Here is a 24,744-nt window from a genome sequence, read left to right as displayed (position 1 = left end):
GTTAACTTGATGGAAAATTGTAATATACAGCTGGAGGAGTGACTAATATAGTAATTTTATTTCTCCCGAAAGTACCGCGCGGGGATTAATGACAAAGATATTGAATATGGATTCAAACACTCTTTTTGATCTGGCAAGTGCCATTGCGGCGAGTGCATGGGCGCTTATGATCTTTACGCCGAAATGGAAGTATACCCAGAGGGCCATTCAAACCATGGCGGTTCCTGCTGTATTATCCATTTTCTATTTAGGCATTGTTATCACTCATTTTTCCGGTGGCCTTCCGGATTTCTCATCCCTGGAGGAGATCAGGGCTCTTTTTTCCAATGACTACATGCTTTTGGCAGGTTGGATTCACTACCTGAGCTTTGATCTGCTACTTGGCTCATGGATACTGGCCCGGTCTCAGGCTCAAAACTTTTCACACTGGTTGGTCGCCCCTGTTTTGCTGCTTACCTTCATGATGGGTCCCGTTGGGCTGTTGGCTTTTTTCACGCTCCATTATCTAAAAGTGAGGAAATGGCCTTTGTTAACAAAATGAGCAATGAAGTCTTTATTTGCCAATGTTTGACTAATTTTCGTTCGAGTAATTTTTAGGGATCAGATATGTACATCAACCTTTCAGGTCTAAATATATTGGTGACCGGCGCTAGTCGGGGTATAGGAAAGGCCGTGGCTACCAAGCTGGCGGAAGCGGGCGCTACCATTGCTATTCATTATAATAAAAATGTACGCGAAGCGGAGAATCTCGCTCATATTTTAGGCAATGAGTCAAAGGCTTTTCAGGCGGACCTTTCTCTGCCTGATGAGGCATCCAAGCTTTTCGACCGGATTGCGCTGGAGATGGGAAGTATAGAAATTGTCATCAATAACGCAGGAGTTGCCATTTCAGCACCTCTCAATGCATCAGAGGACGATTGGCAAAAGGCGTGGAATGACACCATGATGGTGAACCTCACTTCTCCGGCAGTCATCTGCAGAAAGGCGATCGATCATTTTCTGAAGCGAAAAGCCGCGGGGCGGATTATCAACATTAGTTCGCGGGCCGCTTTTCGAGGAGATCAGGCAGAATACATGGCCTACGCGGCATCCAAAGCCGGGCTTGTTTCCTTAACTAAGTCTATTGCCCGGGCATATGGCAAAGATGGGATTAAAGCATTTGTGATTGCACCGGGCTTTGTACGAACGGATATGGCTAAAGAATTTATGGATATGTACGGCGAAGAGCACACCAAAGGAGATGTGGCGCTGGAGCGACTGACAGAACCGAAAGACCTGGCACCACTGATCACATTTATTGCCAGTGGTATGGCTGATCATTCTACCGGATCCACTTTTGATATCAATGCGGGGAGCTATATGCATTGAGGTGGCCTTGAGTTACGAGTTTTAATTTTTATATTTAAAACATAACGAGCCAACTTACTTAGCCATGGATAATTTTAAAAGCCACCTGCAATCCCTCATTCAGCTAGCGGTATCTGATCAAAACTTCAATGAGGCCGAAAAACAGCTGATTTACAGCATAGGAAAAGCAAATAAAGTGGAAGAAGCAGAGATAGATGCTTTGATCCATGAAAACATCTCCAGGAAGGGAGAGGTTGATATTTCTTTCTCAGCGCTATCCTTTGATGAGAAATTCCAGTTTTTGTATAACATCATACAGCTGATGAAGATTGATAGCAAAGTTTTCCTCAGCGAGATCAAATACTGTGAGGATCTCGCCCAAAGGCTGGGCTTTGATAAAAAAGTGGTCAAAAAACTATCCTCACAGATATATTCTAACCCTTCTATCACTGGAAACAGGGAGAAACTGATTAAAGAAGCACGTAAATTTGAATTATAGGAATACTTGTTTCTAATCGTGCGTAAATCTATCTTTAAAGTTAATTGATAACTGACCTTACTTAATTATGAGTATACAATCCCAACTAAGTACACTTATTCAGCTTGCTAAGATAGATGGAGAGTTTGCAGGAGAGGAAAGAAGCTTGATAATGATGCTGGGTAAAGCAAATGGTGTTTCGGAGGCAGAAATACTGAATCTCGTGGAAAACCCCCAGCCCCTTCCCCCTTTGTCGACGATGACAGATGAGGATAGGTTCGAGTATCTGTACAACATTGTTCAGTTGATGAAAATCGACAGCCAGGTATATTTGAGTGAGATCAAATATTGCGAGGAGCTGGCTGAAAAGCTCGGCTTCAAGAAAGGAGTGATCTCCAAGCTGAGTTCCAAAGTGTTTACAGACCCTAGCATTACCTCTAACAGAGATGCGTTGAAAAGGGAAGTAATGAAGTATTTGAACTAAATAACAAAAGGCCTTTAAAGGCCTTTTTTGATTTCCGGCCACTATCCACCATGCAAACATTCGAATGGCGACCACTTCAAAAGATGGATCCAGATCATCTTCGTACGGCCAGAGAACAGCTACATCAGGCGATCCAAAATGTGGCCGCTGTTGGCAGAAAATTTTCGCCGAAATCCAGATATGACGAGCATGCGGTGCTCACATGGGTGCCTGGCCTTTCACGACTGGCTGGCCAGTGGGTATCAGGGTCTGTCACATTCAGAAGCTCACTCAGTCTGGAATCGTTTACCATCTATCTTGTAGATCAAAAAGTAAACGTACTGGACTCATATCAGGTGGAGGGTCAGACACAGGTGCAAATGATGATTTGGTTGGAGGAACAAATCGGGAAGCTTGGCCTGAATGCTGCCAACCTGACCATGAACCTACCCTACGAATTGCCGGAATACCCCACTCAGTCGGGAGAACCATTCCACATGGAATATCCGGCAGCTGCCCAGGAGCTGGCCAGGTACTTTCACAACTCATATGTTTCCTTGCGAGAAGTAAAACAGAGGATGGGCATCGAAAACAACATTCAGGTATGGCCCCACCACTTTGATCAGGCGTTGGAAGTGGTACTGAAAAACTCCGGTGACCCGGAAACGGATACCCACATTCTGCTTGGGATGTCACCCGGAGATCAGCTTTTTAGCAGTCCATACTTCTATGTAAGTACCTGGCCATTTACCGATACCTCAAAGTGTGGCCGTCTGAGTAACAATGCCATTTGGGTGAGCGAAGAATGGACCGGGGCGGTGTTGCTGTCAAAACATCTTTTTGAAGGAGATCAAAAGGCAATTCTTGATCTTTTCTATGAGGAAGCCTCAGCCCAACTAATTAAACTTTTGACGGAGTAGCGCCCTCACATTGAGCTTAAAAACCTCTTGAAGCTGTGCCAAAAACTCGTCTTCATTTAGTATTTCGCGTTCCTTCTGCTCTCCGTAAAGAGACCGTTTTATTTTTCGATCGGTAAGTGTGATTCGCCCCTCACTAAAGAGCTGGGTGATCAGTTTTTGTTTGGTAAAGTGTGACTGATCAGATTCCTGGTGAAAATTACATCGTGGGAGGAACTCAATCATCTGTCGTGGTTTCAGCGTGAATACGTAAATGGATTCGTATTGACTGTTGTCATTTGATTTTCTAAGTAGCCACTCTCCATCGACGTTATGCTCAAATTTGAAATAGCGCGTATAGTCTAGCTGGACTTCACCAGTGACCAGCCGCTTTGGTTCGGTGAATAGCTCACCAAAGCCAACATCGCAGAGAAAATCACCCTCTTCCAGAGAAACAAAAACCATCATGTGGTCAAACTCGGGAGAAATGGATACTGCCTGAAAAACCCTGGCCGATCCCAAAAAGACCCGGAACCCAAGACGTGCCAGCAGGTGATAGAGTAGCCCATTCAACTCATAACAAAAACCCCCTCTGCGGTGGCGGATGATTTTGTCATAGATGGAATTGATGTCCAGAACGATTTTTCGATGGTAATGAATATCCAGGTTTTCAAATGGGATCTGGAGGAGATGGGCTCTGTGGATTTTTTTAAGGAAAGCCAGTGAGGGCTGGTCTTTTTGCACCCCAATTCTTTTGAGATACAGATCGGCATCTATTGGAGGCACTTTGGGCCGGGTCTGAAAATAATTGAGGTCTGCCATTACCTAAAGGCCTGATTCAGGTTATAAATGAAGTTTTGAAGGCCCAGCTCCCAGCTCACATCAGCATCCCACACCTTGCCCGGATGGATATCCTTTACGATGGTTTGTTTGATATAGTACTTGGTGACATTAGCGCTGATTGGAATCCGCTTGAGCGCGGGCCGGTTTTGAACGTCAAAAGTACTGGTCATGTAATGCGTTTCGGTGGCTGTGGTTGGGTAGTTGAGTACTTTTTTCACAGAGAGTCCAGTTCTGGACAATGGCATCAGGGCATATTGATAACCAGCTTTGTAGAGTGCGTCCTCGTCGGTTTCGGTGACAATGTCGTATTTGAAAGGATACGCCGCCATGATGGCATCGAGCTGATTGTTTTTCTCTTCTATTTGCTGGTTGTATTCTGCAATTTTTGAGGCTAAGTCGGGATCTTCAACATTGTCACTTGGTACTTTCTGAAATGCCACCACCGCCAGCTTCAGACTTTTCAGGCGACTGGGATAATTTTCAAGCCTTGTTCCCTCAAAGATCACCAGGTGCTGAAGGTATTCTGGCTGTTCAGGTATGAGCAGATTGCTGCGCTCAATTTTCTGTCTGAGAACCTGTCTTCCCAGTCTTACCATCACCTGGTTCAGTTCCTGATCACTTTCTTTCCAGCCGGTCTGGCCATTTTTGATATAATTTTCGGCACCAAACCCGGTGATCACTACCGTATAAGCCTCTTCCGGGAATTCGCCCACTTGATTGATGATAATCAGGTTTTTCACCTTCCGCTTCTGAAAAAGCGATAAATAAGCATTATTCACCTCCGGGCCAGCGTTGAGGTCGTCCAGATAGACGTAGGCGATAGGATCTACTCCTATTTTTCTAAAGGTCTTGTGGGCATTGGCAGCCAGTTTTTTCCAGTCACCTCTTGCTTCAAAACCATCCTTCAATTGGGTAGGAATATCCAGAATCACAACAGATCGCTCAGAAGTGAGGTCTTCCGGGAGTTGCTTGGTAATATTAATAATGGCAGCCCCGCCCACGTTTACCAACTCCGCCTGGGCGTGGGCCTGTTTGATAAGAAAGAAAGAAATGAAAAGAATTATTCCCCGTTTGATTACCATATGCTACTTATGAAATCTAAATTTATATATTAACCAACAAAGCGCAAGCGTATTATCTATGGACAAGAAAAGATGCGAGTGGGCAGAGGGCACTTTTGACCAATACATTCAATACCATGATCAGGAATGGGGAGTGCCGAACCATGACGACCAGGTTCATTTTGAGTTTTTGGTGCTGGAAAGTGCGCAGGCCGGTTTGAGCTGGAGTACTATTCTGAAAAGGCGAGAAGGTTACCATAAGGCGTTTGCCAATTTTGAAGCAGAGCGGGTTGCTGCATTTGATGCCCGGAAGATTAATGAGCTGGTGGAAAATACGGACATCATTAGAAACAGAGCCAAAATAGAGGCTGCGGTAAATAATGCTAAAAGGTTTCTGGAGGTTCAGCGGGAGTTTGGTTCGTTTGATGAATACCTCTGGGGCTTTGTGGGCCACCAGGTCAAAACAGGTTACTGGGAGCAAAAAGGAGCTGTTCCGGCTACTACGGTTGAGTCAGATCTTTTAGCTAAGGATTTAAAAAAGCGCGGCTTCAAGTTTTTGGGGTCGACGACCATTTATGCGCATATGCAGGCCGTAGGGTTGGTCAATGACCATACGGTGGATTGTTTTCGATTCAAAGAACTAACATGAAAGCAGTTTTCTTTTTTCTGGCCCTGGTGGCTGGTTGTGCCAAAACCCCCAACGTGTGCATTGATGAAGACAAAATCAATGAGCAGGCCATTTGTACTATGGAATACAATCCTGTGTGTGGTTGTGACGGACAGACTTACAGTAATGCCTGCCATGCTGAAGCCCGTGGTGTGACCAGTTATGATCAGGGTGCTTGCGAGTAGCTACATCTTGCTTACCACGGCTTTTTTAGGAAGGAGAATTCGCCACATCCCCCTGAAATCCCCTACTTCATAATTGATGGCCTGGTCATCAGGATACTGACTTTTGATCAGGCTGTAATTTTCAGGTGTGATATCGGAGCCTGCTCGTCCATGGCAGTTGAGACACAGGGTGGACCCAATCGTTATGGGCTTGGTGTAAATGAGGTTTTCCGTGTCATACTCCTGAATCTGCCCGTCCAGATTTTCCGGTACATACTCATAGGCTTCCCATATGGCTTTGTCTGATGCTGAAAGCGTATTTACAGGGTTTCTGGGCTTGTCAGTCACGCGGCTGATCGTCACTCCCAGACTATCTTGCAGGTCAGATGCAATCCCTGATGCACTCAGCTGGCAGAAACCAATAGCGCCACTGATCCCATTTTCGACGATCGCTCTTTTGAGTGTATTCAGGTAGGCGCTTGCTGTGGCAGATAAAATTTCTTCACCCAGCTGCTCACCTTTTTGCATCAGATCGGCAGGGGCAATCCGTTTCAATTCGCGTGCAGCTTTTTCCTGGCGAAAGCCCTCTCTGTCTACCGGTTTTTTGGGTGTGCAGGAGTAAATGCAGAGGAAACCAAACACAAGAAGCAAGGTGTTTTTAGTAGGTCGCATAAAAGTCTTTTTGCTTTATATAATTTTGCAGACTAAAGTTAAAGGAGATGATTGATAAACTTGAGGCAATCAAGAAAAGGTTTGAGGAGGTGAGTCAGCTGATTGTGCAGCCGGATGCAATGGCTGATATGGGTAATTACGCCAAGTTGAATAAAGAATATAGTGACCTGGGGAAGGTGGTGAAAAAATACGACGAGTACACACTTCTGGTAGGTAACCTCAAAAGCGCCAAAGAGGTACTGGAGACGGAAAAGGATGAGGAGTTTCGGGAAATGGCCAAAATGGAGCTGGATGAACTGGCACCTAAAAAGGAAGAACTCGAGGAGGAATTGAAGATGATGCTCATTCCTAAGGATCCGAATGACAGCAAAAATGTGATTTTGGAAATACGTGCCGGTACTGGCGGTGACGAAGCGGCCATCTTTGCCGGTGACCTATTTAAGATGTACGAGCAGTTTGCGGCGGATCAGGGGTGGAAGTTTTCCGTCATGAGTCTTACAGAGGGCACAGCCGGGGGCTTCAAGGAAATTGTAACCAGTGTAGAGGGAGAAGATGTCTATGCTAAGCTGAAATTTGAGTCCGGCGCTCATCGGGTGCAGCGGGTACCCCAGACAGAATCCCAGGGGCGGGTGCACACATCGGCTGCTACTGTGGCAGTGCTCCCGGAAGCCGAAGAGGTGGATGTGGAATTGAACATGGGCGATATCAGAAAAGATACTTTTAGGGCTTCAGGAGCCGGAGGTCAGCACATTAACAAAACAGAGTCTGCCGTTCGGCTGACCCACGCACCGTCTGGTCTCGTGGTGGAGTGTCAGGATGGTCGTTCTCAGCACGCCAACTATGATAAGGCCTTGAAAGTACTACGATCAAGACTCTATGAAATAGAACTTAAAAAGCACAATGACGCCATCAGTTCCCAGCGCAAGACCATGGTGGGTTCGGGAGATCGATCGGATAAAATCAGAACCTATAACTATCCGCAAGGGCGTGTCACAGATCATCGCATCAACCATACCGTTTACAACCTACCCACCATTATGAGTGGCGAAATAGGAGAGTTTATAGAGAAGCTGAGAATAGCAGAAAACTCAGAGTTACTAAAGGCCGAAGGTCAGGAATAAAGCCAGCGGTTTTCCGTTGATCTACCAATGAAGAATTTTTTACCCGTTTTATTTATCCTTTTAATAGGTGTACTTGCCTGCGAGCCGGAGGAAGAGAAAATCACGACTTCCCTTGACGTAAAGCTGACGTTTAGTACCGATACCGTACTATTCGACACACTCCTGACCGAGCGCCTGAGTGTGACCAAACGCCTGAGGATTTACAACCCCAATGATAAGGCGGTGAAAATTCATGACATCAGGCTGGGCAAAGGCCGGACGTCTGATTACTCCATGATTGTGAATGGGCAGTCGGGAACCACTATCAAAGATCAGGTGCTGTTCGGAGGCGATAGCCTGCTGATTTTGGTAAGTGTGGAAATAGACCAGCAGAATAAGGACCTGCCTTATCTGGTCAAAGACTCCATCACGGTTTCGTGGGGTAAGTACCTTGCCCATGTAAAGCTGGTGGCCTATGGTCAGGACGCTAATTTTGTGAATAGCCGCCTGATCTGTGATGAGGTGTGGACTGCAGACAGACCCTATGTCATTTACAATTTCGCCCTGCTGGATAGCTTGTGTACACTCACGGTGCAGCCGGGCACTAAAATATACCTCGATAACGGGGCCTCATTTTTCATTCAGGGAAGTCTCAAAGTGCTGGGAGATTCCGGTCAGCATGTTACCATCAGGAATACCCGGTTCGACGCGGATTATCTGGAAGCTCCCGGGCAGTGGGGAGGAATCTACTTTTTGGAGGGCAGCAAAGACAATGAAATCCGGTATGCTGATATAGAGAATGGTGAGATTGGTCTGAGGGTCGGCACTCCTGACGATGACGATAAGTTTGACCTGGAGATTTCTCATACCACCATTCGTCATATGTCGGTGGCCGGTATTCTGGCGTTTTCGTCGGACGTTTATGCATACAATACCCTCATCCACAATGCGGGAGGTTTTCTGGTAGGCAACCTCGCTGGCGGTAACTATAAATATGAGCATTGTACATTTACCAATGTGCCGAGTTTTTTCATCTCAGATGATCCAATGGTCCAGTTTTCGGACAATGTGATTCTGGCTGATGATGAGGTGCTGGTCGGTGACTTGTCTGTGGAGATTACCAACTCTATCATTTGGGGAGAAGGGGTCAATCAGCTCTTTGTGGGAGATGGAGGTGGGGCCACAGTGGTCACCAATATCCAGTCAAATATTATCAAATCAAAAGAAGATTGGCCGGACAACTACGTATCGCAGGAGCGAAACTACCCCGGCTTCAAAGATCCGTTCACGTTCAGTTATGAATTGGATTCACTGGCCTTTGCCAGGGACAAAGGGGTTGATATCGGTATACCGGATGACATCACGGGTCACCCTCGCGATGGAAAACCAGACATTGGAGCATTTGAACGAATCGATCCGAAATGAAGACTTTCCAACAAACGCTTCATCTGACCCCATTCAGTCGTGGTTTTCATTTGATTACGCGCGAAGTACTAAATGCGATACCAGAAATCCGAGAACTGAAAACCGGGATGCTGCAGGTTTTCATACAGCATACATCGGCCTCCCTCACGATCAATGAAAATGCGGACCCAACCGTAAGGATGGACTTTGAGAGCCACTTCAACAAAATGGTTCCGGAAAATGCGCCCTATTATAAGCACAACTATGAAGGCCCGGATGATATGCCAGCCCATATCAAAGCCAGTCTTTTGGGCCCTTCGGTGTTAATTCCTGTAACAAACGGAAGACTCAATCTGGGTACCTGGCAGGGAATTTACCTTTGTGAGCACAGAGATTATGGAGGCTCTCGTCATTTAGTACTCACCGCCTGGGGAACATGACTTAGTCGTATTGGTAGGTATTTAGCTTTGCTTTGAAGTATTTTCCATGGCGCGTGAGTTCCTGAAACTCCCAGTCTCTGAACAGGCTCGGTGCCCATCGGGCATCAAAAACCCACACCACATAAGAGATGTCTTTTTCGTCACAGTATTTGGTGATCGCTTCTCCATAACTTTCATCACTGATTACCGGTACGTGAGCACCTCGTTCTTCTGCCCCTGAGAACCCGATCTCTGTCAAAATCACTGGGTACTTTTCCTTCATCCGACCCCAGTCCTGGGTCCACTGACCTTCCCATGGCTGATTTCGCTTTTGAGGGTAGGGATGACTCACATAGCCGATCCCTACCGCCTCAATAGGACGCTCAAAAGCAGCGGATAAGTCGTATGCCCAGTTGAAGCCGGCAACCAGGGGGATGCCTTTGCCCCCGCAAGCCCGAATAATGGTAATCATTTCTTCATTGATGGATTTCCACTCTTCCCAGAAGCACACCCCTAGCTGTCCGTTGTTAGTGGTGGGCTCATTGAAGAGTTCGTAAAAAGCTACGGTTGGGTTATCGCCATATTTTCTGGCCATGGTTTGCCAAAAGGAAAAGGTTTCTTTCAGGGTGGTTTCATACCCAGGCCTGAAAAAGAGTTCGGATTTGAGGTTGCCTATGCTGTGCCAATCGAGGATTACATACATGCCTTGTTCTGCGGCCCAGTGAATACCACTATCCAGTAACTCAAGGTATGCAGATTCACCTCTTTCACGCCATGCCCTTGGGTGTATGGGGAAGCGCACTACGTTTGAGCCCCAGGCTTTCATTTCCTGAAAGTAGGCTTGTCCCCACTGTCCTTGTTTTTCGAGGTTGTCCGGGTCGCTGGAGTTGTACCCTCTTAGAACCACTTTTTTGCCGGATTCACTAACAAACTGATTTCCACTGACCGTAATTCTTTCCAGGGAATGTTGTGCCACGGCAGTGTTCACTATCAAAAGCAAGGAGCAAACCAAAAGTTTCATATCGTAGCAGGAGTTTATGAAACCAAATGTAAACCGGGCTAAGTTGTGGCCGGGTACTCAAATGTTCAGCAGATAGGGCCAAAAAAGATATACCGGCCTGATGCTGGTTATTTCAACTTCTTGAGTGGAAGTTTTTTGATCATCCCGCCACGTATGTCCTTCACCTTTGACATCACCAAAAAGGCTCCCGGGTCAATTTTTTCAATCTCCCCCTCCAGCTTGGAGACTTCCAAACGGGTAATAACCGTGTAAAGAATGTTGGTTTTGGCTTCTTCTTTTTGCTGTAGGCTGAATCCCTTGCTTCCGTGATAAATGGTAGCCCCCCGCCTGAGTTTAGTGAGGATCATTTCACGGATCTCGGCATGTTGGTCGGAGATGATCGTCACACCAATGTACTCATCAAAGCCCTCCAGCACAAAATCGACTGTGCGGGATGCTGCGAAATAAGTGATAATGGAGTAGAGGGCAGTGTCTATGGACAAGAGGTAAGCAGCCACTGAAAAAATCAAAATGTTAAAGATCAGAATGAGCTCCCCTACAGAGAAGCCTGTTTTTTTGCCCAGGTAGATGGCCAAAACCTCCGTACCATCTATGATAGCACCCCCTCTGATGGAGAAGCCAATGCCCAGCCCTAAAAAGAAACCACCGAATATCGCAATAAGCAAAGGGTCGTCCGTAATGACCGGGAAATCGAAAAAGTAAAGAATCAACGCAAGAAGAGAAATACTTGCAAAACTTTTGATGGCAAACCCGCGACCTATCTGCAACCACCCGAGCGCCAAAAAGGGAATGTTGATCAGGAAAATGAAGACGGAAGGCCGACCGTCTGTTATAATGGCCAGTAAAAGTGAGATACCCGTGACGCCACCGTCGAGGACATCGTTGGGGAGCAGAAAACTTTCCAGTCCGAAGACGGCACACATGACGCCTATAAACATTAGGAAGGCTTGTCTCAGGTAGTGACGCACGGTTATTTTCAGCGAGGAATGGCTTTCTGGCATAGCTTCCAAAAATACTCCCAAACCCTGACATAATCAGGGGAATCAATTTTCCATTTTACCAAAACGGCTATTTTTTCGTGAGGGTTTTTACATCAGAAAACAGACCATTTTAATAAGAAGGCATCAATGGAGGTTATTTTATACATTTGCGAAATGGGGACTAGACAAATCTGTCTGAAAAGTAAAATACTTACGATGATCCTGGTGGTTCTCATTTTTCACGAGGGGCATCACTTTACCGAACTATCCTATAAAGGGGTTGATTTCTCGAGTCACCCGGTGGAGTCATTGGCTGGCATGGTCTGGTCATTTATTACCGGGGATTATGACCAACACTCCCCAGCAGAGCCATTATCGGATACTAGTCACGAACAAAATGAAGAATCTCAGGAAGAATCACCTGAGCAGGACGAGACGAAGAAATTATTTGAATCCAGTGGAGACGGTTTGCTGGATGGTCTTCTGACTGTGAAAAACAAAGATTATTACCATGTTTTGGAGCTAATTAACCATCCAAGGCAGATTCCAACGCCCCCTCCCGAGGGCTAAAATCCTCTTTTCCACCCCTGTTGATTGTCACCAGGGAATTATTCCATTTTCGAGATCCGTGTTTATAGCCTATCAGGAGAGGTGTGCTTTGTAAGTATGCTATGTCCGGGCTATGGGAGGGTTCATTTTTTTTTGCCAACATACATGAATATTAAACAAGATCTATTTAAAGACATAGAAAGAGACATGCTGTCCGGCGTGGTGGTTTTTCTCGTTGCATTACCCCTTTGCCTGGGGATTGCCCTTGCTTCAGGAGCACCGCTGTTTGCCGGAATTATATCAGGTGTCGTAGGGGGGTTGGTGGTAAGCCTTCTCAGCAAATCCCAACTGAGTGTGACTGGCCCTGCTGCAGGGCTGGTGGTGATTGTACTTGGGGCCATAGAAACATTAGGAAGTTATGAGGCATTTCTGACAGCCATCGTGCTGGCAGGTATTCTGCAGTTCTTTCTCGGTCAGATGAAGGCCGGTATTGTAGGAATGTATTTTCCTTCGTCCATTATCAAAGGAATGCTTGCTGCCATTGGGCTCATATTGATCCTGAAGCAGATTCCGCATTTAGTGGGTTTTGATTCTGATGCCTTCGGGGAGATGGAATTTATCCAAAAAGATGGCAGCAACACGATCAGCTCGCTCTTTGCTTCCTTTGAGCATTTAGTACCAGGAAGTGTAACTGTCGGCCTTTTTTCTTTGCTCCTGCTTATACTCTGGGAGCGTCCTTTTATCAAACAGAACAAACTTTTGAAGCATGTGCCCAGTGGTTTACTGGTAGTAGTCTGTGGTATTGCGATCAATCAATTCTTTAAATTTTCGGGCTCTGACCTGGTGATCAATAGCAGCCATATGGTCAATATACCGGTCATCGAGGGGCTGGACTCTTTGAGTACAGTATTCAGGGGACCAGATCTTGGAGTGCTCAGTAATGTGAACGTTTACATCACAGCAGCCACATTGGCCATTGTGGCCAGCCTGGAAACCCTACTGAGCATTGAAGCAATAGATAAGCTAGACCCTCAGAAGCGACGGACGCCGCATAATGCAGAGCTGAAGGCTCAGGGAATAGGGAACGTAATATGTGGTTTGATTGGAGGACTGCCAGTTACCGCAGTTATAGTGCGAGGTTCTGCTAACATAGATGCGGGAGCCAGGACTAAAAAATCAGCGTTTATCCATGGGATGCTTCTGCTGATTTTTGTGGCATTTCTGCCTCAGGTGATCAACGAAATACCTCTGGCGTCATTGGCAGCCATTTTGGTAATGGTTGGATTCAAACTGACCAAGCCGGCACTTTACCGACAGCAATTCGGGCTGGGGCGCGAGCAATTCATTCCATTTATTGTCACCATCATTGCCATCCTCTTCACAGACTTGCTAATTGGCATTCTGATCGGAATGGGAGTGGGCGTGTTTTACATCCTGAGGGCCAACTACCGCGTGGCCTATCATTATGAGGAAAAGGAACAAGACGGTCAACCCCAAATACACCTGCGGTTGAGTGAGCACGTCTCTTTTCTAAACAAGGTGGGGCTACAACTGTCGTTGGATTACCTACCGGAAAACAGTCAGGTGATCATAGATGGGTCACAGTCGCGCCAAATAGATCATGATGCGCTGGAGCTCATTCATAACTTCAAAAAAACAGCGCTGGAGCGCAATATCAATTTTACACTAAAAAATGTCCCGGAGTTATTTCCCGGGGTGATACTTAAATAACAAATCATGGAACGATACTATAGTACTTTATTAGAAAACAACAAGAAATGGGTAGCAAGTAAACTCCAGGAAGATGCGGAGTTTTTTAACAAACTGGCCAAAGGCCAGAAGCCACCAGTATTATGGATAGGATGTGCAGACAGTCGGGTGCCAGCCAATGAAATCACCGGCACAGCGCCGGGGGAAGTGTTTGTACACAGAAACATTGCCAACATGGTAGTGCACACGGACATGAATATGCTGAGCGTACTGGATTACGCAGTGAATGTCCTGGAAGTAAAGCATGTAATTGTTTGCGGTCACTACGGCTGTGGAGGTGTGATGGCAGCCATGGGTACAGAAGAGTATGGAATTATTGACAACTGGATTCGTCATATTAAGGATGTATACAGACTGCATAAAACAGAGCTGGACCAGATCACGGATAACAAAGCCCGAACCAACAGGTTTGTGGAGTTGAATGTACTCGAACAGGTGAAAGACCTGCATGAAACATCTATTGTAAGAAATGCCATCAAATCAGGTAAGGACCTGCAGGTGCATGGCTGGGTTTATGACATAGCCAATGGGCTGGTCAAAGACCTGGAGTATGATTCAGCAGAAAATCAGGCACTGTTGTTTCAATAGTTAAACAGAAGGGATCTAAAAATCCGGAGCGGAAAGGGCTCATCCCTGTGATGAACTTTTCGCTTCTGGTTTTCTTTGTATGGATATGACCAAACATAGATTCCTATGAGCACTATCTTTTCAGAAATTGAGCATTGGGGCGACGCCCATCGGGCCAACTGGCTCGTTGTTTTGCGAGTAGCATTGGGCGGTTTTATTGTTTTTAAAGGGGCATATTTTGCGCTGCACATTGACCAGCTGCAGGAGATGTCTTTGAGCGTGGCTTACCTTTCAGTGGGGTTGGCACATTATGTACTTTTTGCCCACCTCATCGGTGGGCCATTGATTCTTCTGGGGTACTACACCCGCACGGCCAGTATCCTTCAGCTGCCGGTTTTGTTGGGGGCGGTGATATTTGTAAATGCACCCAAGGGACTGGCTTCATTGGGAGGCAACTCTGAGCTGTGGGTATCCGTCATCACCCTATTGCTATTGATTGCTTTCAGCATCTTTGGAGCGGGCAAATACTCGCTGGATGAGATGCGGAGAAAAGAGGAAATGAGGCACTGAAAGTTTCCAGACACAGTGAAACAGAAACCCGGCTTATGGTCGGGTTTTTTTGATTCCGGGAACACTTTTTTGGGATCAAAGAGGGCTGTCTAACCAAAGCCACTCCCCTTTTTTATTTTTCAGTGTAACCTTCCTTCTCTTTTCAGGTAACTTATCCGAATCAACAAAACCTAAACCGATCGATCTTGAGTCAGGAAAGTGATGAGCAGCTAATGTTGGCGGTGCAGACCGGGGCGCTGGAGAAGCTCAATGAGCTTTGTGAGCGCTATCAAAAGCGGATATATAACTACTGCCTCAAGTCGGTATTGGATGCAGATGATAGTGCTGATCTCACGCAGAATATTTTCATCCGGGTATTGAAGTACCGGAAGTCGTACAAGGCAGGAAGCAACTTTGAATTCTGGCTTTTTCAGATCGCCCGCAATCAGGTGAAAGATCATTTTAGAAAAATGAAAATTCACCGGGATCAGTTTCAGGCGGCAGATGTGCTGCCAGACCATGTGGATGATTTGGATGAGGAGCAGCGGGAGAGAGAACAGAGGCTGATGCAGGCCCTGAGCATGCTGCCCGAAGAGAAACGGGAAATACTGGTGCTGAGCAAATTTGAAGGGATGAAATACGAACAAATCGCTGCGCTGAAATCTATCTCTGTATCTGCGGTGAAAGTACAGGTGCATCGCACCATCAAGCAATTGAAGGAATTATACTTTGAGATTAAAAACTGAAGATATGGCACATTTGACGGACGAAGACCTGGTGACCTATTTGGAAGGGGAGCGATCAGCAGAAAGTGAAGAACACCTCCGCTTATGCGATTCATGTCAAAGTCGCTTAAAGGAAATGGAGGAGGTACTCTCGTTAATGGAGAATACACGGCAAGTAGACCCGCCTGCGTCTATTGCCTGGAATGTGGCGGCGGCCGTGAGGCAAGAGAGAACGAAGCAGGCTCCCGCAAGGACCATTGCTTTTTGGCAAATAGCAGCTGCCGTGGCATTGCTGGTTGTGGGTTTTGCGGTGGGCCAGTGGTCAGTGACTGATCACAGAGAGGAAGTAATCGCCCTGCGCTCGCAGGTGGACCTACTCAAGGAGATGTCCATGATCAATGCGCTACAGACCTCTACGGCAAGTCAGCGGCTACAGGTGGTCAACCGGATAGAGGAGGAAAAGTCCGGAGCGAGTGACCAGTTAGTGGCTACTCTGATGAAAACATTAAATACCGACGAGAGCCCCAATGTGCGCTATGCTGCGGCACAGGCCCTGGCCCGATTTACCGACCAGGAGCAGGTGCGCCTGGAGCTGTCTAAATCACTGGAGTACCAGTCTGATCCGCTGATACAAATCGCACTCATCAGCATTCTCATGGAAGCACAGGAAAGAAATGCCGTGCGGCCGCTCAGGAAACTCCTGGATGCCGAGGGGACATCCCCGGAAGTGAAGCAGCAAGCCAAAGTGGCATTGGAAATATTAAGTTGAGCACCGTAGGTGCATATAGAAAGCATTCAAAATGGCCAATTGAATATAGATTAATCATAAAACAAATTGGAAACTAAACATTGAAAAAGAAATGAAACGAGTTTATACACTAACCCTGCTGATGAGCCTGATGGCCCTGGCGTCACACGCCCAGCAGTACAAGTACACACCCAAGGGAAATATTGCTGAGACCATTGTGGTGATACAGAATCTTTATGCAGACATTTCCATAGAGGGAGTATCCAGCAATGAAATCACCATAGAGACCGATGAGTACGAAGGAATACCTGAAAAAGCCAAAGGCCTCAAGCCACTTTCTGCTACAGGCCCCGAAAATACGGGCATTGGCCTTAGCGTAGTCCAGGAGGGAAACAAGATCACCATCAGTGGAGCCAGTAGAAAAGCGGATGGAGAGTACAGAATCAAGTTGCCCAAAAACATCATGCTGAAGGCAGACCTGAATACCTGGCAGGCAGGAGATTTTTTTGCCAAAGGGTTAACGAACGAAGTAGAAGTAAAAAGTCAAAATGGAGACTTGATTTTCGAGGACATCACAGGTCCACTGGTTGCCTATTCTCTGAGCTCCGATATTTCAGTGCGCTTTTCGTCTCTGAATCAGGCCACTCCTACTTCTATCTCTTCCACCAGTGGTGATTTGGACATCACTTTGCCGGCTAGTTCCAAGGGCAACTTCAAACTGTCCTCAGTGTCGGGAGAAATATACACCGATGTGGACTTCCAGTTTGGGGAAGAAAAGGACCTCAAAAGATGGGGAGGCGGGATGTCTGCCAATGCTACCCTGAATGGTGGCGGTGTGGAAATCTCTCTTAAAAGCATCAGTGGGGATGTCTACATCCGCAAAGCCAAGTAAGGCGACTCAGACTTAAACCAAACCGACATGAAAACATTAATGACTGTGCTGCTCTGGGCAGCTTCCTGGGCGGGCTATGCCCAGACCCAGGTGACCGAATCAGCGAATGTGGGAAAACAACAGCTTCTGCAACTCAATTTTGATTTTGCAGATGAGATCACCATCCAGACATGGGATAAAAATGAGGTATATGTAGAAGTGAGGGTTTCCATCAATGATGGTGAATATGATCACATCTTCACCCTGGAGAAGGCTGTGACGGAGGGAACCATTACCATCTCCATGGATAAAGACATGTGGAAGAAAGTGGAGCGAACAGGTAATAACTGTAGTTTTCAGTCCGAAATTGTCTATCAGGTTTTTCTGCCTGGTCAGCTCCGGGTCAAAGCCAATACGATCAACGGAAATTTTATCACCACCCCCATGGCACAGGAGGTGGAATTGAAAACCATTTCAGGGGACATTGACATCACTGTTGCTCCGGAAAAAGGGCTGGACTTCAAAGCAAAAACCATCTCCGGAGAAATTTACTCCGACCTGAAGATCGATTTCCCAGAGGGAAAGGAGGGCCTGCGCCAGGTGGTAGGGATGAACGTAAGAGGTAAGATAAACAGCGGCGGCTCCCCCATGGAGTTGGAAACCATCAGTGGCAATATCTACCTGAGGGGAGGATTAAATTGACGGCTATTAGGAGGAGAATGATAATTAGGGAATGAATACTTAAAACCCCAACCTGCAAAGGGCGGGGTTTTTTTGAAATCATCGCTTCCAGACTACCAGTTCATTATCCATCACATTGCCAATGAAAATCAGGTTCGTAAAGGGAACAGCCACAGTGGACGCAGAGATGATGGCCCCATCATCCAAAAAGACGGAGCTAACCTGATAATCCCCGATACCACGGTAAGTCACTTGAATGACTTCTGAGGGGGCCTTTTCCGATTTCCCTGCGGCGTAGCTGGCAAACTTCATCAGATTTGGATGAGCTCCTATCCACAGGTTTCCGGAATCGTCAAATTCAATGTTATCCACTCCCGTGCCTGCCTGAATATCTTCTATGAATGTGAGGTCCCCCTGCGAATTCACCGAGTAGACCTTGATTAAAAAATCTCTTGGGGATGCCACAAAGAGCAGATTTCGCGTCGGATCGTAGTTGATGCCATTGGCATATGCTATGCCATGATCCACTTCACGGTAAGAGCTGCCGCTGGCGTATACCACATTGGACTGGCGGAGGCCCAGATAATCCTCCATCAAGCGCCAGGTGCCGGAGGTATGCCTGTGATCATTGGTAAAATAAAAAGCATTTTCGGAGATGGCCACCACATCATTGGGGCTGATCATTGATTCGTCAGCCAGGGTTTTTTCGTACACCAGACTATCACCATAGAGGAGAAATACTTCAATAGTATGCCCGCCATTTGCGTGATTAATCGCCAGGATCTGATGCACGGCGGAATCCAGGCGCAGGAGGGAAATCCCGTGAGGGTAGAAAGGGCTGTCGAAAGCTCCCGTGAGGAGTTTCGGTGTGAAAGATTCCGCTGAAAGGTCAATCATGAAAAGGCCTCCTTGCCTGGGCTTACCTTTGCCCCATCGGCTGGCTCGGTCATCTGATGACACAATCAAAAAACGATCTTCTCTACTGATGGCAATGTCTTCAGCACCGGGGAGGTTGATTTTTTGAATGATATTCCCCTCAAAGCCGGGGACAACTTTTCTGAAGAAACCACCCGAGTGAAGGATTTGTAAGACAAATGCTGCCAATAAAATAAGCAGAATCAGGAGTATGCGCAGGAATCTTTTCATGGTAGGTGAATATAAGAGAAAGATAATTCTTTCCGCGCAAAGGTCTCTTTATTCACTTCTTGACAGATCATCAATGATTCATCATAAATTGCATAGAGAATGATCACATTTTATGAAAATTGAAGACGAAATTAAAGGAGAGGACTTTGTGTCTGTTCAGCATAAGCTCAGGGTTAATCTGAATTTCACCTATCTCTGGACCCAGGACCAATTGCAGCATTTTTTTGCCGGGTACGGCCTTACGGCTCAGCAATACAATGTACTCAGAATATTACGTGGTGCTTTTCCACATTCCTACACCACCTCTCAGATTCTGGATCGTATGTTGGAAAAGAATGCCGGCGTTTCCCGAATGGTGGATCGGCTTCTGAAGAAGGAATTGGTGATCAAGGAGGTGTCAGCTAAAGACAAAAGGTTGGTGGATGTCACCATCTCATACAAGGGCCACGCACTGTGTGAGCGCATGGATGAAGAGATGAAGCAGGTGGACAGTATTTACAACAACCTGGACCTTGAGGAGATGGATCAGCTCAATCATTTATTGGATAAACTAAGGGGATAATATGAAAGCAGCCATAACGACCAGGCCCGGTCCGCCATCAGTCATTGAAATAAAGGAAGTGCCGGCTCCTAAGGTGAAAAATGGATGGGTCAAGATCAAAGTGAAGGCTTTCGGCCTGAACAGGTCAGAGATGTTTACCAGAAAAGGAGACTCACCCGGAGTGGAGTTCCCGCGAATACAGGGGATCGAGTGTGTGGGCGTGGTGGAGGAAGACCCTTCCGGAAAAATGACTAATGGCCAACAGGTAGCGGCCCTCATGGGAGGGATGGGCCGTTTCTTCGACGGTGGCTATGCGGAATATGCACTGGTGCCCGAATCAATCGTTTTCCCATTTCAGAGCACCTTACCATGGGAGGTGATTGGGGCGCTTCCTGAAATGTTTCAGACGGTATGGGGCTCACTTCATCTGGCACTGGAAATAGAAAGAAATGAAACTTTGTTGATTCGAGGCGGGACATCCTCCATTGGTATGACTGCTTGTCAAATGGCACGCCATCAAGGACTCACTGTTATAGCCACTACGCGAAATCCGGCTAAGGAGGCCTCGCTGAAAGATAATGGTGCGGATCACGTGATCATAGACGATGGCACGGTGGCAGGGAAACTTCGTGACCTTTTCCCTTACGGTGTGGATAAGGTGCTTGAACTTGTTGGAACCGCGACCCTAAAAGACTCACTGAAGTGTATCCGCCCAAAGGGCGTGGTATGTATGACCGGAATACTTGGCAACGAGTGGACAATGGCAGATTTTACACCCATGGGAGACATTCCTTCGCTTGGCCGGCTCACCGTGTATATGGGTGAAGCCGCCAATCTGCCGGCCAGTGCATTTCAGCAATACCTTGACCTGGTGGAGGTTGGAGAGGTAAAACCCAACATTGATCGGGTGTTTAGGCTCTCAGAGGTAGAGGAGGCTCACTCCTACATGGAGAGCAATCAGGCCACAGGTAAGCTGGTGGTATTGTTGGATTAAAAAAAAACCCAACCGGAGATCGAAGTACAGGCGATTTTGCCAGACCATCCGGTTGGGTTTTTTGGGCAGGTAAAGTATGGTTTATTTGGCCAGAAGGCTCACGGCAAACCCACCAGCTGCTACCATGTTCACAGGGATTTCATCTCCTTTTTTCACCTCCAGCTCCACAATGTCGATGGCCGTAGGGTTAGTGACATAGTCTGTATCTTCAGCGTCTCTGTATACCCTGGCGGTATAAGCTTTTCCTGCTTCAAGAAAATCCAGCTTCAACGTATAAGGTTTTGGATTCTCATCTGTAAGACCGCCTACAAACCAATCATCTGTACCCTTGGCTTGTCTGGCAGTCACCACAAAATCCCCGATCTCTCCATCCAGTACTTTGCTTTGCTCCCAGTCCACCGCCACATCGCGTATAAACTGAAAAGCCGGGTTGCCCTGATAGTACTCTATGAGATCGGCTGCCATCTGAATAGGGCTGTAAATGACCACATACAGTGAGAGCTGCTGTGCTAGTGTCGATTTGATTGGGTGGTCTTCTTTGTAAGGCTTCAGGGTAAGGTTGAAAATACCCGGGGTATAGTCAATGGGCCCGGCCAGCATTCGGGTAAAGGCCACGATAGGCAAGTGCTCGGGAGGACTTGCTCCTTCCCCTGCCCAGGCATTGTATTCCTGCCCTCTGAGCCCCTCACGAGCGATTTCGTTGGGGAAAGTTCTTCGCTTTCCGGTTGCTTTGATCGGCTCGTGCATGTTGATAGCCACCTGGTATTTGGCTCCGGTTTCTACTGTTTTTTGGTAATGGTTGACCATCCATTGTCCATGGTGATATTCTCCATCAGGAATGATCGTACCAACATATCCTGTCTTGACCGAATGGATTCCGAGTCTATTCATGAGTTGATAGGCCGGCTCCATGCGCTCCTCATACCTGGCCACGGCTCCACTGGTTTCGTGGTGCATGATGATTTGCACTCCTTTTTCCTTTCCATATCGGGCCAGCTCCTCCAGGTCATAGTCGGGATATGGCGTGGTAAAGTCGAAAATAGTATCCCGCATGTTCGGATCAGTCCATGTTTCCCATCCGGTATTCCAGCCTTCCACCAGCACCCCACCGATTCCATTCTCTGCAGCAAAATCCATGAGTTCCTTAGTGTACTCAGTAGTTGCTCCGTGGTTGCCGCTGGCGTAATCCCAGGTCTTTCTGCCCAGGTGCATGTCCCACCAGATGCCCACATATTTCATAGGCGTGAACCACGACACATCCCCTACCTGATTGGGATCATTGAGGTTTACAATCATTTTGGATTCAATCAAGTCCCCGGCACGGTCTGCAATCTGCACTGTTCTCCACGGAGTGATAAATGGCGCTGTTACTTTGGCCTTGATCCCACTTTTGTTACCTACCAGTTCACTCACCATGCTGAGGTTGGTGGTGTCTACTTTCAGGGTCATTCCCGGGTAGTTGGTCAAATCTGCCTCGTGAAAGCTGAGGTACACGCCCGCATCACTTTTCATGGTGACTGGGGTGTTAACAGCGTTACTGTGCAGGTAAACCTGACCCAGGTGATCACCCGGGATGAATACGGAGTACGCATTGATTTCGGAAAATCTGGTGGTATTGTAGAGGTACTCATAGATATCCCAGTCGCCGGGAATCCACCATACCTGATGGTCGCCAGTGAGGTTAAACTCTGAGCGTTCTTCCAAAATAATGGTTTCTCCCTCCATAGCAGGTTGTTTGGGAAACTCATACCTAAATCCCACACCATCGTTGAACGCCCTGAAAACCACATCGAATTTACGATGGGGCGCGGAGGTTTCCTCCAGGGATAGTTTCAGTTCATTGTAGCGGTTTTCTACCTGCCGCTGCTCTCCCCAGGGCATTTCCCAGGATTCATTAAAACTACTGGTGACGCCTGAAGTGACTTTCAGGTTTTCTTTTAGGGCTGGCTGATCCTGAAAAACAAAACCAAGGAATGAAGTGTCAATCTGGTTTTGCCCTTTATAAGACACCGCGTAGGCTGGTTGTCCGGCCAGGGTAAAAAAATTCACTTCTATTTGTTTGTCTGGTGAGCTTACCGTCCAGGCCTTTTCTGCTTTACCTCCACAGCCGATCATTATCAGACCGATCAGCGAGAGGCCAAAAAACTTTTTCATACTTACTTCTTTATACTTAAAAATGATTTTACGTGCCGCTAAGCTAATAAAACCAATATGAATTCAGACTTGATGGAGCCGCATGAAAATCACCTGTTTATCCCGGAAGGAAATAGAATGTTCCTTTTGCTGCGAGAGCCTGAACCGGGAGAAAGTTGAGTTTATGTGAGTATAGGAAAACTGACCACCGGTACTTTTACGTGATTGACCACCGTTTCAGTGAGGCTACCAAGAAACGCCCTTGACAATCCTTTGCGATGGTGAGTGGCAATGGCCAACAGCCCTGTTTGGTTTATTTCACAATACTTTTCGACCCCCTCACCAAAGGTATGGCTGTCGACTATTTCTACTTTTTCCAGATTATCGGAGGCCAGCGCAATGAATCCCTCCATGCGTTCTTTTATGACCCAGGAGCGCTGAAACTCCGATGGAGTATTCACAAAGAGCAAATGAATTTTGGCACCGAGTAATTCTGCGAAATCTACGACATCTTCGAATGGGCGCATCATTTCAGCTTCGAAATCAGAGACAAACAGTATGGTGGGGAATGTTGCTCTTTTGAATTTGTGTTTGACAACTAATACGGGTACTTCCGCATGTCGAACTACAGTTTGCGCATTGGATCCGATAAAGAATTCTTTAACACCCCGGGCACCATGTGACCCCATTACGATCATAGAGATGTCGTTGGATCGGGCATACCTGGTGACCGCATCGGTGCTATTGTCAAAGTCCATATAGCCAATGCTTTTTAAGCCATCTGCTTCTGCATCTTTTACAGCGGCATCCAGCAGCTTCTTTACCCGATTAACTTCCTGTGTCACATCCGGATAAATGGTGTGCTGGGCAAAATCAAGGTGTACCCAATCCACGGGGACGGATACAAAGTGATAAAAATGCAGTTCACCATGATAGCGCCTGGCGATTTCCTTGGCCAGGGCAGTTGCATTTTTGGCGCATTCCGAAAAATCAGTAGGGACGAGAATCTTTTTCATTGGGGTAGTATTTTAAGGGTGAAACCATAAAGTATAAAACGCAATACCAGTCCCGACAGCCCAAAAGCACCATATGATTTTGGTCACTTCAGTTACTTGAGACCACTAGGAAATCGGGATACTCACTACCGGGATACCTATGTGATTGACCACCTGCTCTGTGATGCTTCCCATAAACATTCGTGGCAGGCCTTTTCGGTGGTGAGTAGCCATTGCCAGGAGTTCGATTTCGTGTTCCTCGCAATAGTTTTGTAGGCCCTCTTCCAAAAACAGACAATCAACTATTTCCGCCTGGGCCAGGCGATCAGATGCAATGTCGATGAACTGATCCATTCGGTCCCGGATCACCCAGGAGCGCTTGAAATCTGCCGGAGTATTGAGGTACACCAGGTGTATTTTCGAACCCAGTTTTTGGGCATATTTCGCCACCAGCCTGAATGGGACAAGAGCCTCCGAGTGAAAATCTGAGGCAAAGAGTATGACCGGAGCGTCCCGAAATACGGGCTTTTCCTTGATGATGAGCACTGGGATCTTGGCATGTTTTACCACATTCTGAGCATTGGAGCCTATGAAGAATTCTTTGATGCCTTTGGCACCATGAGACCCCATCACTATGAGTGAAATATCGTGTGCAGATGCATACCTGGTAATGGACTCAGAGCTGGTGTCAAAGTCCAGGTGAGAGACACATTTTATCCCCTGGCTAAAGGCTTCACTTTCGAGAATTTTGAGCTGTTCTATAACACCCTTTTCCTCTTCAGAGATGTCGGGCAGGGAGCTACCTTGACCAAAGTCTACAACCACCCAGTCCACGGGGACGAAAAGGTGGTGGTAAAAATGCAACTCGGCGCCAGCGCGTTTGGCTATTTGCATGGCCGTGTCGGTGGCATATCTGGCACATTCCGAAAAATCAGTGGGGACAAGTATTTTTTTCATGAC

The 24,744-nt window shown here is 46.9% G+C and carries 29 protein-coding genes; 20 read left to right on the top strand and 9 right to left on the bottom strand.

Annotation, left to right across the window (positions count from 1 at the left end; translation table 11 throughout):
- The first annotated feature begins 106 nt into the window (after positions 1-106).
- The 5 genes from RIH33_RS10495 to RIH33_RS10475 all read left to right on the top strand — a co-directional run bounded on the left by RIH33_RS10495 (position 107) and on the right by RIH33_RS10475 (position 3,208).
- Positions 107-541: an ABA4-like family protein gene (locus RIH33_RS10495; protein WP_406652145.1), complete on the top strand. Its 435-nt coding sequence runs from the start codon at positions 107-109 to the stop codon at positions 539-541.
- Positions 542-606: 65 nt separating this feature from the next.
- Complete coding sequence (locus RIH33_RS10490) at positions 607-1,368, top strand: SDR family NAD(P)-dependent oxidoreductase (protein ID WP_406652143.1); 762 nt, start codon at positions 607-609, stop codon at positions 1,366-1,368.
- Positions 1,369-1,432: 64 nt separating this feature from the next.
- A complete protein-coding gene (locus RIH33_RS10485; protein ID WP_406652141.1) occupies positions 1,433-1,846 on the top strand; it encodes a TerB family tellurite resistance protein in 414 nt (137 codons plus the stop codon).
- Between the two features lie 67 nt (positions 1,847-1,913).
- Positions 1,914-2,309, top strand: coding sequence for a TerB family tellurite resistance protein (locus tag RIH33_RS10480; protein WP_406652140.1), 396 nt, complete (start codon positions 1,914-1,916; stop codon positions 2,307-2,309).
- Between the two features lie 83 nt (positions 2,310-2,392).
- Positions 2,393-3,208 carry a hypothetical protein gene (locus RIH33_RS10475; RefSeq protein WP_406652139.1) on the top strand — a complete coding sequence of 272 codons (816 nt, stop codon included), beginning with the start codon at positions 2,393-2,395 and terminating at the stop codon, positions 3,206-3,208.
- On the opposite strand, the gene RIH33_RS10470 is transcribed toward RIH33_RS10475, so the two are convergent.
- Both RIH33_RS10470 and RIH33_RS10465 read right to left on the bottom strand, forming a co-directional pair.
- Positions 3,185-4,006 carry an arylamine N-acetyltransferase gene (locus tag RIH33_RS10470; protein ID WP_406652138.1) on the bottom strand — a complete coding sequence of 274 codons (822 nt, stop codon included), beginning with the start codon at positions 4,004-4,006 and terminating at the stop codon, positions 3,185-3,187. The two genes, RIH33_RS10475 and RIH33_RS10470, sit on opposite strands and share 24 nt — an antisense overlap.
- The gene (locus RIH33_RS10465; RefSeq protein ID WP_406652136.1) at positions 4,006-5,109 is read right to left on the bottom strand and encodes a hypothetical protein; all 1,104 of its coding nucleotides are present in this window, start codon (positions 5,107-5,109) and stop codon (positions 4,006-4,008) included. Before RIH33_RS10465 ends, RIH33_RS10470 begins: the two co-directional genes overlap by 1 nt.
- 58 nt (positions 5,110-5,167) lie before the next feature.
- Between RIH33_RS10465 and RIH33_RS10460 the strand changes: the two genes are divergently transcribed.
- On the top strand, positions 5,168-5,737 hold the full coding sequence (locus tag RIH33_RS10460; RefSeq protein WP_406652134.1) for a DNA-3-methyladenine glycosylase I: 570 nt from the start codon (positions 5,168-5,170) through the stop codon (positions 5,735-5,737).
- A complete protein-coding gene (locus RIH33_RS10455) occupies positions 5,734-5,940 on the top strand; it encodes a Kazal-type serine protease inhibitor domain-containing protein (RefSeq protein ID WP_406652132.1) in 207 nt (68 codons plus the stop codon). Before RIH33_RS10460 ends, RIH33_RS10455 begins: the two co-directional genes overlap by 4 nt.
- Here RIH33_RS10455 and RIH33_RS10450 read toward each other — a convergent pair whose 3' ends face one another.
- Positions 5,941-6,591 (bottom strand): DUF3365 domain-containing protein, encoded by a 651-nt coding sequence (locus RIH33_RS10450; RefSeq protein ID WP_406652130.1) that lies wholly within the window; start codon positions 6,589-6,591, stop codon positions 5,941-5,943. It abuts the gene before it with no gap.
- 47 nt (positions 6,592-6,638) lie between these two features.
- On the opposite strand from RIH33_RS10450, the gene prfA reads away from it, so the two are divergent.
- Genes prfA through RIH33_RS10435 form a run of 3 tightly spaced genes read left to right on the top strand, consistent with a single transcriptional unit; the run spans position 6,639 to position 9,535 of the window.
- The gene (prfA, locus tag RIH33_RS10445; protein WP_406652128.1) at positions 6,639-7,712 is read left to right on the top strand and encodes a peptide chain release factor 1; all 1,074 of its coding nucleotides are present in this window, start codon (positions 6,639-6,641) and stop codon (positions 7,710-7,712) included.
- A gap of 27 nt (positions 7,713-7,739) precedes the next feature.
- On the top strand, positions 7,740-9,116 hold the full coding sequence (locus RIH33_RS10440) for a right-handed parallel beta-helix repeat-containing protein (RefSeq protein WP_406652127.1): 1,377 nt from the start codon (positions 7,740-7,742) through the stop codon (positions 9,114-9,116).
- The gene (locus tag RIH33_RS10435; RefSeq protein WP_406652126.1) at positions 9,113-9,535 is read left to right on the top strand and encodes a secondary thiamine-phosphate synthase enzyme YjbQ; all 423 of its coding nucleotides are present in this window, start codon (positions 9,113-9,115) and stop codon (positions 9,533-9,535) included. Before RIH33_RS10440 ends, RIH33_RS10435 begins: the two co-directional genes overlap by 4 nt.
- Before the next feature lies 1 nt (position 9,536).
- Here RIH33_RS10435 and RIH33_RS10430 read toward each other — a convergent pair whose 3' ends face one another.
- Together RIH33_RS10430 and RIH33_RS10425 are read right to left on the bottom strand one after the other, a co-directional pair.
- Positions 9,537-10,535, bottom strand: coding sequence for a glycoside hydrolase family 5 protein (locus tag RIH33_RS10430; RefSeq protein ID WP_406652125.1), 999 nt, complete (start codon positions 10,533-10,535; stop codon positions 9,537-9,539).
- A 107-nt stretch (positions 10,536-10,642) separates the two neighbouring features.
- Positions 10,643-11,536, bottom strand: a complete 894-nt coding sequence (locus tag RIH33_RS10425) for a YitT family protein (protein ID WP_406652124.1) — start codon at positions 11,534-11,536, stop codon at positions 10,643-10,645.
- A 153-nt stretch (positions 11,537-11,689) separates the two neighbouring features.
- Here RIH33_RS10425 and RIH33_RS10420 point away from each other — a divergent pair, with 153 nt between their 5' ends.
- The 8 genes from RIH33_RS10420 to RIH33_RS10385 all read left to right on the top strand — a co-directional run bounded on the left by RIH33_RS10420 (position 11,690) and on the right by RIH33_RS10385 (position 17,996).
- Positions 11,690-12,085: a hypothetical protein gene (locus RIH33_RS10420; protein WP_406652123.1), complete on the top strand. Its 396-nt coding sequence runs from the start codon at positions 11,690-11,692 to the stop codon at positions 12,083-12,085.
- A gap of 144 nt (positions 12,086-12,229) precedes the next feature.
- Positions 12,230-13,795 carry a SulP family inorganic anion transporter gene (locus tag RIH33_RS10415; protein ID WP_406652122.1) on the top strand — a complete coding sequence of 522 codons (1,566 nt, stop codon included), beginning with the start codon at positions 12,230-12,232 and terminating at the stop codon, positions 13,793-13,795.
- 6 nt (positions 13,796-13,801) lie between these two features.
- On the top strand, positions 13,802-14,422 hold the full coding sequence (can, locus tag RIH33_RS10410; protein ID WP_406652121.1) for a carbonate dehydratase: 621 nt from the start codon (positions 13,802-13,804) through the stop codon (positions 14,420-14,422).
- A gap of 105 nt (positions 14,423-14,527) precedes the next feature.
- Positions 14,528-14,971 (top strand): DoxX family protein, encoded by a 444-nt coding sequence (locus RIH33_RS10405; protein WP_406652119.1) that lies wholly within the window; start codon positions 14,528-14,530, stop codon positions 14,969-14,971.
- Positions 14,972-15,156: 185 nt separating this feature from the next.
- Entirely contained in the window at positions 15,157-15,696 is a 540-nt protein-coding gene (locus RIH33_RS10400) for an RNA polymerase sigma factor (protein ID WP_406652118.1), read from the top strand.
- Between the two features lie 4 nt (positions 15,697-15,700).
- Positions 15,701-16,444, top strand: coding sequence for a hypothetical protein (locus tag RIH33_RS10395; protein WP_406652117.1), 744 nt, complete (start codon positions 15,701-15,703; stop codon positions 16,442-16,444).
- Between the two features lie 91 nt (positions 16,445-16,535).
- A complete protein-coding gene (locus RIH33_RS10390) occupies positions 16,536-17,315 on the top strand; it encodes a DUF4097 family beta strand repeat-containing protein (protein WP_406652115.1) in 780 nt (259 codons plus the stop codon).
- Positions 17,316-17,342: 27 nt separating this feature from the next.
- Positions 17,343-17,996, top strand: a complete 654-nt coding sequence (locus RIH33_RS10385) for a DUF4097 family beta strand repeat-containing protein (RefSeq protein ID WP_406652114.1) — start codon at positions 17,343-17,345, stop codon at positions 17,994-17,996.
- Between the two features lie 78 nt (positions 17,997-18,074).
- Here RIH33_RS10385 and RIH33_RS10380 read toward each other — a convergent pair whose 3' ends face one another.
- On the bottom strand, positions 18,075-19,121 hold the full coding sequence (locus RIH33_RS10380; RefSeq protein ID WP_406652113.1) for an SMP-30/gluconolactonase/LRE family protein: 1,047 nt from the start codon (positions 19,119-19,121) through the stop codon (positions 18,075-18,077).
- A 112-nt stretch (positions 19,122-19,233) separates the two neighbouring features.
- Here RIH33_RS10380 and RIH33_RS10375 point away from each other — a divergent pair, with 112 nt between their 5' ends.
- Together RIH33_RS10375 and RIH33_RS10370 are read left to right on the top strand one after the other, a co-directional pair.
- Complete coding sequence (locus tag RIH33_RS10375; protein WP_406652111.1) at positions 19,234-19,683, top strand: MarR family winged helix-turn-helix transcriptional regulator; 450 nt, start codon at positions 19,234-19,236, stop codon at positions 19,681-19,683.
- A gap of 1 nt (position 19,684) precedes the next feature.
- Positions 19,685-20,656: a zinc-binding alcohol dehydrogenase family protein gene (locus RIH33_RS10370; RefSeq protein WP_406652110.1), complete on the top strand. Its 972-nt coding sequence runs from the start codon at positions 19,685-19,687 to the stop codon at positions 20,654-20,656.
- Between the two features lie 81 nt (positions 20,657-20,737).
- On the opposite strand, the gene RIH33_RS10365 is transcribed toward RIH33_RS10370, so the two are convergent.
- From RIH33_RS10365 to RIH33_RS10355, 3 genes are all read right to left on the bottom strand, one after another.
- Positions 20,738-22,810: a glycoside hydrolase family 97 protein gene (locus tag RIH33_RS10365; protein ID WP_406652109.1), complete on the bottom strand. Its 2,073-nt coding sequence runs from the start codon at positions 22,808-22,810 to the stop codon at positions 20,738-20,740.
- A 161-nt stretch (positions 22,811-22,971) separates the two neighbouring features.
- Positions 22,972-23,805: a universal stress protein gene (locus RIH33_RS10360; RefSeq protein ID WP_406652108.1), complete on the bottom strand. Its 834-nt coding sequence runs from the start codon at positions 23,803-23,805 to the stop codon at positions 22,972-22,974.
- 105 nt (positions 23,806-23,910) lie between these two features.
- Positions 23,911-24,741, bottom strand: a complete 831-nt coding sequence (locus RIH33_RS10355; RefSeq protein WP_406652107.1) for a universal stress protein — start codon at positions 24,739-24,741, stop codon at positions 23,911-23,913.
- Positions 24,742-24,744 lie beyond the last annotated feature (3 nt).

Origin of the sequence: Marinoscillum sp., assembly GCF_040222955.1 — a bacterium.
In the GTDB taxonomy this organism is placed as follows: domain Bacteria; phylum Bacteroidota; class Bacteroidia; order Cytophagales; family Cyclobacteriaceae; genus Marinoscillum.
This window is presented reverse-complemented; position numbering and strand designations above follow the sequence as displayed.